This is a genomic window from Streptomyces sp. (assembly GCF_031181555.1).
Classification (GTDB): Bacteria; Actinomycetota; Actinomycetes; order Streptomycetales; family Streptomycetaceae; genus Streptomyces; species Streptomyces fimbriatus.
On record NZ_JAPSKQ010000124.1, the window covers coordinates 11,084 to 19,508 of the forward strand.

The following is an 8,425-nucleotide window of genomic DNA, read 5'->3' on the forward strand; positions in this document are numbered from 1 at the left end:
CTGGTCTGCCTGGAAGTGCTTCTCGAGTACGGCGGTGAAGAGCGCGGCCACGTCCTCCCGCTCCAGCCCGGACTCCCGGGCCCGGGCCGCCCAGTCCTCCAGCTCCGCGCGCAGCGGGGAGTCGGCGGGGGCGGCGCCCAGCGAACGCCGTACGAAGGTGCCGAGACCGCGCCGGGCCTCCACCAGGCCCTCGCGTTCCAGCTCGCGGTAGGCCTTCAGCACGGTGTTGGGGTTCACGGCGGTGGCCTCGACGACCTCGCGGGCCGTGGGCAGCTTGTCGCCGGGCACCAGCACGCCCAGGCGCAGGGCCTGTTTGGTCTGCTGCACGATCTGGACGTAGGTGGCCACGCCGCTGTGCCGGTCGATGCGGTAGTCGACCACTCGACAACCACCCTTTCACTAATTGAGTAGTGAAAGGGTGGTGGAAGGGTCCCGGAAAAGTCAACTGCGGCCGTGTGAACCGATCGGCCGGGCTCGTGCGATGAGGAGACGTGAGCGAGACGAGAAGCGACGGGGAGCTGCTGCGCGCCGTCGCGACGGACGGGGACCGGCGCGCCTTCGAGGAGCTGTACCGGCGGTACGCGCCGTGGCTGACCGCCCGGATGCGCGGCCGGTGCGCCGACGCGGGGATCGTCGACGACGTCGTCCAGGAGACGTTCCTCGCGGTGTGGCGCGGCACGGCCCGCTACCGCGAGGACGCGATCGGCGCGGACGCCGCCGGGTGGCTGTGGCGCATCGCATCACGGCGGCTGGTCGACGCCCTGCGCGGCGCCGGGGCGCGCGGCCGGCTGCGGCAGACCCTGGCGCGGCTGCGGCACCGGGACGAGGCGTCGGCGGAGGAACGCGTGCTCGCGGGGGTGGAGCACGGGGACCTGGCCGGCGCGCTGGTCCGGCTGTCGCCCGAACTGCGGGCGGTGCTCCAGGCCACCGTCGTCGACGGGCTGACCACCCGTGAGGCCGCCGTCCTGCTCGGCATCCCGCCGGGCACGGTCAAGACGCGGGCGATGCGGGCCCGCAAGCAACTGCGGGAGGCGCTGGCATGACGGACACGACGACGGGTGGCGCGACCGGGGGCGGATCCGGCTGGCACGTGCCCGAGGAGGACCTGCGGGCCTACGCGCGCGGCGAGTTGGCGGCCCCCCTGCTGTGGTCCGCCGACACCCACCTCGCCGCCTGCGCGCACTGCCGGGGCGTCCTCGCCGACGTCGGCGACCCCGTCGCCCTCGACGCCGGCTGGGAGCGGCTCGACGCCGAACTGGACGCGCCCCGGCCCGGTCTCCTGGAGGGGCTGCTGCTGCGCTGCGGCGTGGCCGACCACACCGCGCGGCTGCTCGCGGCCACGCCGGGGCTGCGCCGCTCCTGGCTGGGCGCGGTCGCCGCCGTCCTGCTGCTGACCGTGACCGTGGCCGCGGGGCACCCGGCCGGCGGCTCGCCCGTCCTCTTCCTCGCTCTCGCGCCGCTGCTGCCGCTGGCCGGGGTCGCGCTGTCGTACGGGCCCGCGCTGGACCCGACGTACGAGATGGCGGTCGTCGCCCCGACGCACGGCTTCCGGCTGCTGATGATCCGCACGGTGGCGGTGCTCGCCGTCGGGCTCGGGCTCAACGGGCTGGCGACCCTCGCCCTGCCCGGATACGGGCTGCGGGCCCTGGGCTGGCTGCTGCCCGCCCTCGCGCTCACCGCGACCGGGCTCGCGCTGACGGCCCGGCTGGGCCCGGTGCTCGCGCCGTCCCTCGTCGGCGGCGGCTGGATCGCGCTGCTGGTGACGGCGGAGGCGGCCCGGGTGAACGCCGACGACCCGCTCGCCCCGTTCACCGCGGCCGGGCAGGGCGTGTCGGCGCTGGTCGCGGTCCTCGCCGCCGGGCTGCTCGTCCTGCTGCGCGACCGCTTCGACGCCGGCCGGGCGCACGCGGCGTGACCGCTCCCGTCTCCGTCCCCGCCCCCGTTCGCTTCCGCTCCTTCTCCCTTTCCCCTTTCTCCTTTCCCCCTTCTTCCCTCTTCCTCGACGTCCACGGGAGTGCCGTATGACCCCCACCGTCTCCGCCTCCGGGCTCAGCCTCCGCCACGGGGGCACCCGCGCCCTCGACGACGTGTCGCTGCGGCTGTCCGCCGGCGTCACCGGGCTGCTCGGGCCCAACGGCGCGGGCAAGACCACCCTGCTGCGGGTGCTCGCCACCGCCGTACCGGCCGACCGCGGGTCCTTCACCGTGCTCGGCCACGACCCGGGCACCTCGCGCGGCCGGCAGGAGGTCCGGCGCCGGCTCGGCTACCTGCCGCAGACGCCCGGCTTCCACCCCGACTTCACCGCCTTCGAGTTCGTCGACTACGTGGCGATCCTCAAGGAGCTCACCGACCGCGCCGCCCGGCACCGCGAGGTGCGGCGCGTGCTGGACGAGGTGGGCCTCGGCGGCGTGCGCGGCAAGCGGATCCGCAAGCTGTCCGGCGGCATGCGGCAGCGGGTCGCGCTGGCCGCCGCGCTCGTCGGCGACCCCGGTTTCCTCGTCCTCGACGAGCCCACCGTGGGCCTGGACCCCGAACAGCGCATGCGATTCAGGGAGTTGATCGCACAGGCCGGTGAGGGCCGCACGGTGCTGCTGTCCACGCACCAGACGGAGGACGTGGCGATGCTCTGCCACCGGGTCGTGGTCCTGGCCGGCGGCACCGTCCGCTTCGACGGCACCCCCGCCGAACTGACCGCACGGGCCGCCGGGCGGGTGTGGAGCAGTACGGAGCGGGATCCGGGCGCGAAGGCCGGCTGGCGCACCGGGCTGGGCACCTTCCGCAACGTGGGCGATCCGCCCGCCGGCGCCGACCTCCTCGAACCCACCCTGGAGGACGGCTACCTGCTCACCCTCGACGGCGCGGGCACGGAGGTGGCGGCATGAGCGCGGTCCTGGTGGCGGAGCCGCCCGCCGTGGACACCGGGGCACGCGGCGGCGGTGCGCGGGCCGTGCTCGCCCTGGCCGGGTTCGAGGCGCGCAGGCTGCTGCTGAGCGTCCCCGTCGTCATCGCCTTCGCCGCGTACGCCGCCTGGATCGTGTGGCGCACCCGCAGCTCCTGGGACGGCCACCCCGCCCTCCAGGACGCCGACCGCGCCACCCAGAGCATGCCGATGCTCGTCGGGCTGGCCGTCCTGGTGTGCGCCGACCTCGCCGTACTGCGCTCCGCGCGCCACGGCACCGAGGAGCACTACGCGCTGCTGGTGGTGGCGCCCTGGCGCCGCACGGTGGCCCACGCGCTCTCCGTCGTACCGGCCGCCCTGCTCACCGCGGTGTGCGTGGCCGCGCAGTTCACCTGGGAGGCGCTCAAGCCGGGCGCGGTCGGGCACGGTTCGCCGGCCGAGCTGCTCGTCGGGCCGCTGACGGTGCTGCTGTTCGGCCTGTTCGGGGTGCTGCTGGCCCGCCTGGTGCGGTCGGTGTTCGCGGCGCCGCTGCTGGTGGTCTGCCTGCTGTTCACGTCCGTCCTCGGCACGGGTCCGGACGGCGCCGACGGCCTGTCGTGGCTGTCGCCGGTCGTCGCCGGGGGCAGCGCCACCACCCTGCCCTCCGACCTGCTGGGCCGGCCCGCCGCCTGGCACGCCCTGTACCTGGCGGGCGCGGCCCTGTGCGCGGCCTTCCTCGCGGTGCTCGTCGCCGGCGGGCGCGGCCGGGCCGTCCGGGCGGGCCTCGCCCTGAGCCTCGCGCTGGCGGTGACGGGCGGTGTCCTGCAGGCGCGGGGAGCGGCGCCGTCGCCGGAGCTGACCGCGGCCCGCGAACGGGCCTCGGTGAACCCGGAGAAGGAGCAGACCTGCGTCACGCGCGGCCGGTCGACGTACTGCGCCTTCCCCGAGTGGGTGCCCCGGGCCGACGACTGGGCCGGGGTGGTGGACCGGGTCCAGTCCCTCGCGGGCGGCCCGGCGCACGACCGGCGGCTCCTCGTACGGCAGCGGATCGAGGCGCGGTACGGACTGGAGAGCGACGCCGCGATCCCCGCGTCGGCCACTGCGCACCAGGTGACCGTGGGCACCGGCTGGGGCGGCAACCGGGTCCCCGAGTTCTCCTCCGCCGTCGCCGCGGTGCTGGTCACGGGCAGTGAGCGGGCGACGGAGGGACTGTGCGACGGACGCATGGTCACCGTCATGTGGCTCGCCCTGAGCTGGCAGGACGACCCGATGGACGCCCTGCGCCGGGTCCGCCTCGACGACAGCGTCAGCGGTTCCGCGGTGGTGCTGTCCCCCACCGAACCGATGAGCATGACGGAGGGCCAGACGGACGTCGTCCGGCGGTTGCTGGAACGGCCGGGGGACGGCGTCGCGGAGAAGGTGAAGGAGCACTGGGCCGAGCTGACCTCCCCGGGTGTCACCACGGCCCGCGCGGCCGAGCTGCTGGGCGTGGCCGGGCCGAGGAAGGCGGACTCGTGCGAGGAGTGACGGGGGCCCTGGCGGGGCCGGTGCGGCGCACCCTGCCGTGGCGGGCCCTGGGCGCCGCCGGGACCCTCGGGCTGCTGCTCGCCGGTGCGCCCGCGCTGACCGGCGCGGAGCCGACCGACGGACAGACGCTCGTCCTGCTGCGGGGGATCGCCCTGACCGGGGCGCTCGGCCTGGCCTTCCTGCTGGACGACCCGGCCCGGCACCTCACCGCTCCGGTACCGACCCGGCGCCCCGCCCGCCAGGCGCTGCGGGTGGCCCTCGTCGCCCCGCCGGCCGCGCTGTGGTGGACGGCGGTGCTGCTGCTCACCCCTTCGGGGACCCGGCCCCCGGTGGGTGACGTCACCCTGGAGGCGGCGGTGATCTGCGCACTGGCGCTCGCCGGTGCCACGGTGGCGGTCCGTCTGACGGACGAACCGCGCCCGGGGCCGAGCGTCGCGGCGGCCCTGCTGCTCGCGGCCGTCCTCGCGCCCCTGCTGGCGCCGGAGAGCTGGGCCCTGTTCGTGCCGCCGGGCGACGAGCGGTGGGCGGCGGCCCACGACCGGTGGGCGGTACTGCTGTGCGCGGCGCTGGTGGTGGCGGCGGTGGGCGCGGCGGAGCCGCTGCGGAGGGGGCGCCTCCGCTGAGGGACGCCCCGGGCGGATCACGCGGTCGAGGGGGCGGCCCGGCGGATCGGGTCTCCCGCCCGGTACGGGGCGGGTGTCCGCTCGGCGCGGGGTCAGGTCTCCGTCCGGTACATCAGGTCCGTCTCGTGCGTGACGAACCCGAGCCGCTCGTAGACGGACACCGCCGCCTTGTTGTCGGCGTCGACGTAGAGCATCGCCGTCGGCAGCCCCTTCCCGGCCAGGTGCCGCAGCCCGATCGTCGTGAGGGACTTGCCGAGGCCGCCGCCCTGGGCGTCGGGGCTCACCCCGAGGACGTACACCTCACCGAGGCCCTCCGCCTCGTGCACCTTGGTCCAGTGGAAGCCGACGATCCGGCCCTCCCGTTCGGCGAGGAAGAAGCCCTCGGGGTCGAACCACGGCTCGGCCTTGCGGTCGTCGAGGTCGCGCTGGGTGAGGGAGCCCTGCTCGGGATGGTGGGCGAAGGCGGCGGCGTTCACCGCGAGCCAGGCCGCGTCGTCCCGGCCCGGCACGAACGTCCGCACGGTCACCCCCTCCGGCAGCACCGGCTCGGGCAGGTCGAGCCCCGCCAACGGCCGCCGCATCTGCCGCAGTTCCCGGAACAGCGTGAGCCCGAGCACCTGGGCGAGATGCCGGGCGGCGGAGTGCCCGCCGTGCGCCCACACCCGCAGCCGCTTCCCGGAGGCGGCGAGCAGCGCGGCGCCGAGCGCCCGCCCGTGCCCCTGGCCCCGGTGCGCGGGGTGCACGACCAGCTCGGCGGCGGGCGGCTCCACCGGATCGGTGTCCTCCAGCTGGGCGTACCCGACGAGTTCACCGTCGACGGAGAGCAGCAGGTGCACGACCCCCTCCCGCTCCCCGCCGCGCAACTGCAGCCGCCCCTGCTCGGACACCGCCTGCTGCCCGTCGGCCCGGGCGGCCTCCGCGAGCAGGGCGAGGACCTCTTCGGTCCGCTCCGGGGAGAGCGCGGCGCAGGTCTGGAGCGAGCGGGGCCGGCCGGGCTGTGCGATGTCGTCGCTGGTCATGCGTACGAGGGTAAGCGGAGGGCGCGGGCGGGCGCCGCAGAACGGACGGCAACGGCGCCGGCAACGGCACGGCAATGGCCGCACCGAAAGGTAAACCAGGTCGTAACCATGAACCCCCTGTCGCGCTACGCGCGTTGACTCTAGGCTGCGCCGGGCGGCCCACTGCCTTGTGCGGCGGCCCCGTTCAGACCCACGCAGACCCACAGGGGGGCGCATGCCAGCCACATCCCCGGCGCACCACCAGCGCCGCAGACGCCGTACGAACCGTCTCCTCGCGACCGCCGCCGGCGTCCTCACCGCCGGTGCGCTGGCCGCCGCCGCCCTGCCCGGCGCGGCGAGCGCGGGCGAGAACGGCAGGGGCAAGGACAAGCCGCACGGTCACCACCCGGGCCGCTACCAGGACGTGCAGCTGCTGTCCTTCAACGACCTGCACGGCAACCTCGAACCGCCGACGGGTTCCTCCGGCCGGGTCACCGAACTCCAGCACGACGGCACGACGAAGACCGTCGACGCGGGCGGCGTGGAGTACCTCGCCACCCACCTGCGCGAGGCCCGGAAGGGCAACCGCTACTCCATCACCGCCGCCGGCGGCGACATGGTCGGCGCGTCCCCCCTCATCTCCGGCCTCTTCCACGACGAGCCCACCATCGAGGCGCTGAACAAGCTCGACCTGGACGTCACCTCGGTCGGCAACCACGAGTTCGACGAGGGCGCCAAGGAGCTCGGCCGCCTGCAGAACGGCGGCTGCCACCCCACCGAGGGCTGCTACACCGACGAGGAGTTCGAGGGCGCCGACTTCCCGTACCTGGCGGCGAACGTCCTGGACGAGAAGACCGGCAAGCCGGTCCTCGAGCCGTACTGGGTGTGGAAGAAGAAGGGCGTCAAGATCGGCTTCATCGGCGTGACGCTCGAGGGCACCCCGGACATCGTCTCGGCGGAGGGCGTCAAGGGCCTGTCCTTCAAGGACGAGGCCGAGACGATCGACAAGTACGCCAAGGTGCTCCAGCGCCAGGGCGTGAAGTCGATCGTCGCCCTGATCCACGAGGGCGGCTTCCCGGCGTCCTCCTCCTACAACTACGACTGCGACTCCCCGGGCGCCGGCGACGGCATCTCCGGGCCGATCGCGGACATCGCCAGGAACGTCACCCCGCAGGTGGACGCGCTGGTCACCGGCCACACCCACGCGGCGTACGCCTGCACGATCCCCGACCCGTCCGGGAAGCCCCGCACGGTCACCTCGGCCGCGTCCTTCGGCCGCCTCTACACGGACACCACGCTGACCTACGACCGCGCGACCGGTGACATCGCCCGCACGGCCGTGAAGTCCGCGAACCACGTGGTCACCCGGGACGTCCCCAAGGCGCCCGACATGACCGCGCTGATCGACAAGTGGAACACCCTCGCCGCCCCCATCGGCAACCGCCCGGTCGGCTACATCTCCGGCGACATCCCCAAGGACGGCACCGAGTCCCCGCTCGGCGACCTGATCGCCGACGCGCAACTGGCGTACGGCAGGACCCTGGACCCGGAGACCGACCTGGCGCTGATGAACCCCGGCGGCATCCGTGCGTCCCTCACCTACGCGGCCAGTGGCGCCGAGGGCGACGGCGTGGTGACCTTCGCCGAGGGCTTCACGGTCCAGCCCTTCGCCAACACGGTCAACCTCCAGGACTTCACGGGCGCACAGCTGATCCAGGTCCTCAAGGAGCAGGTGAGCGGCGCGAACGCGGCGGCCCCGAAGATCCTCCAGGTCTCGGACGGTCTGACCTACACCCTGGACCTGACGAGGACCGGCGCGGACCGGGTCGTCACGGACTCCATCAAGCTGAACGGCGCCGCGATCGACCCGACGGCCACCTACCGCGTCGCGACGAACAGCTTCCTCGCGGGCGGCGGCGACGGCTTCCCGACGCTGGGCCAGGGCACGAACGACCTGGTCGGCCTCGACGACCTGGCGGCCCTGGAGCAGTACCTGACGGCCAACTCGACGCCCACGGCCCCGATCGCCCCGCCGAAGGCGGACCGCATCACGATCGTGCAGTAACCGCACGGGGTGGTGGCCGAAGGGGCCGGTGCGCGGTGGTTCGCCGCCGCGCACCGGCCCCTTCGCGTGTACGGGACGCCCGTTCTACGCCGGGGCCGTGTCGTCCGCCCCCGGCCACACGACGGCCTGCGCGACGATCACCCGCTCCCCGTCGAAGGTGACCGCCGGCCCTGCGTGCAGCCGGTACCCCGACGCCAGCGCCTCGCTCACCCGACGGCAGAACGCGGCGTCGTCGGGCCCGGTCAGTACGCGGTAGACGGGCAGCCCGTCCGGTGGTGTCCTCATGCCGCCCAGCGTGGCACAGGCGCTCCGCCGCTCGTCTCCGTCTCAACGC

Annotated in this window: 9 protein-coding genes; 6 read left to right on the plus strand and 3 right to left on the minus strand. The window is 74.8% G+C overall.

Going from position 1 to position 8,425, the window contains the following annotated elements:
* Positions 1-381 (minus strand): GntR family transcriptional regulator (locus RIM90_RS22455; protein ID WP_309062548.1); only part of this gene is annotated, 381 nt, incomplete at its 3' end.
* 110 nt (positions 382-491) lie between these two features.
* On the opposite strand from RIM90_RS22455, the gene RIM90_RS22460 reads away from it, so the two are divergent.
* From RIM90_RS22460 to RIM90_RS22480, 5 genes are all read left to right on the plus strand, one after another.
* A complete protein-coding gene (locus tag RIM90_RS22460; protein WP_309062549.1) occupies positions 492-1,043 on the plus strand; it encodes an RNA polymerase sigma factor in 552 nt (183 codons plus the stop codon).
* Positions 1,040-1,915, plus strand: coding sequence for a zf-HC2 domain-containing protein (locus RIM90_RS22465; RefSeq protein ID WP_309062550.1), 876 nt, complete (start codon positions 1,040-1,042; stop codon positions 1,913-1,915). The genes RIM90_RS22460 and RIM90_RS22465 overlap by 4 nt, the downstream gene beginning before the upstream one ends.
* Before the next feature lie 106 nt (positions 1,916-2,021).
* Positions 2,022-2,882: an ABC transporter ATP-binding protein gene (locus RIM90_RS22470; protein ID WP_309062551.1), complete on the plus strand. Its 861-nt coding sequence runs from the start codon at positions 2,022-2,024 to the stop codon at positions 2,880-2,882.
* Positions 2,879-4,405 carry an ABC transporter permease gene (locus RIM90_RS22475; RefSeq protein WP_309062552.1) on the plus strand — a complete coding sequence of 509 codons (1,527 nt, stop codon included), beginning with the start codon at positions 2,879-2,881 and terminating at the stop codon, positions 4,403-4,405. The genes RIM90_RS22470 and RIM90_RS22475 overlap by 4 nt, the downstream gene beginning before the upstream one ends.
* Positions 4,393-5,028 carry an ABC transporter gene (locus RIM90_RS22480; RefSeq protein WP_309062553.1) on the plus strand — a complete coding sequence of 212 codons (636 nt, stop codon included), beginning with the start codon at positions 4,393-4,395 and terminating at the stop codon, positions 5,026-5,028. The genes RIM90_RS22475 and RIM90_RS22480 overlap by 13 nt, the downstream gene beginning before the upstream one ends.
* 92 nt (positions 5,029-5,120) lie before the next feature.
* Here RIM90_RS22480 and mshD read toward each other — a convergent pair whose 3' ends face one another.
* On the minus strand, positions 5,121-6,047 hold the full coding sequence (mshD, locus tag RIM90_RS22485; protein WP_309062554.1) for a mycothiol synthase: 927 nt from the start codon (positions 6,045-6,047) through the stop codon (positions 5,121-5,123).
* 214 nt (positions 6,048-6,261) lie between these two features.
* Between mshD and RIM90_RS22490 the strand changes: the two genes are divergently transcribed.
* Positions 6,262-8,091, plus strand: a complete 1,830-nt coding sequence (locus RIM90_RS22490) for a bifunctional metallophosphatase/5'-nucleotidase (RefSeq protein ID WP_309062555.1) — start codon at positions 6,262-6,264, stop codon at positions 8,089-8,091.
* An 84-nt stretch (positions 8,092-8,175) separates the two neighbouring features.
* Here the strand turns inward: RIM90_RS22490 and RIM90_RS22495 are convergent, their stop codons facing one another.
* Positions 8,176-8,376, minus strand: a complete 201-nt coding sequence (locus tag RIM90_RS22495; protein ID WP_309062556.1) for a DUF1737 domain-containing protein — start codon at positions 8,374-8,376, stop codon at positions 8,176-8,178.
* Positions 8,377-8,425 lie beyond the last annotated feature (49 nt).